The organism is Oleiphilus sp. HI0125, from assembly GCF_001635355.1.
This window is the reverse complement of record NZ_LWGF01000550.1, coordinates 1-492: the sequence shown is the minus strand read 5'-3', so window position 1 is coordinate 492 and position 492 is coordinate 1. Positions and strand designations below refer to the sequence as shown.

General features: G+C 40.9%; 1 protein-coding gene. It reads left to right on the top strand.

Annotation, left to right across the window (positions count from 1 at the left end; genetic code table 11):
- Positions 1 to 492, top strand: a 492-nt coding sequence (locus tag A3762_RS06955) for a thiamine pyrophosphate-dependent enzyme (RefSeq protein ID WP_231878756.1), incomplete at both ends; no start/stop codon positions are given.

Genomic DNA, 492 nt, shown 5'->3' with positions numbered 1-492 from the left:
TAAGCCTAATCGTTGGATCAATTCTGGCGGTTTGGGGACGATGGGCTTTGGTTTGCCTGCGGCAATGGGTATTAAACTGACTCATCCTGATGAAGAAGTTGTGTGTGTTACCGGTGAAGGCTCTATTCAAATGAATATTCAAGAGCTATCAACGTGTAAGCAATATGACCTTCCTTTGAAAGTTTTGCTATTGAACAACCAAGCTCTAGGTATGGTTAAGCAATGGCAGGACATGAATTACGAATCTCGTCACTCTCATTCTTACATGGACTCATTGCCTGACTTTACTAAGTTGGTTGAGTCTTATGGTCATGTGGGTATGACGGTCAATAAGCTAGACGAATTAGAGTCTACCTTAGAGAAAGCGTTCGCAATGAAAGACAAGTTGGTATTTATCAACGTTTATGTTGATCCTTTAGAGCATGTGTATCCAATGCAAATTGCAAAAGGTTCGATGAATGACATGTGGTTGAACAAGACGGAGAGAACATA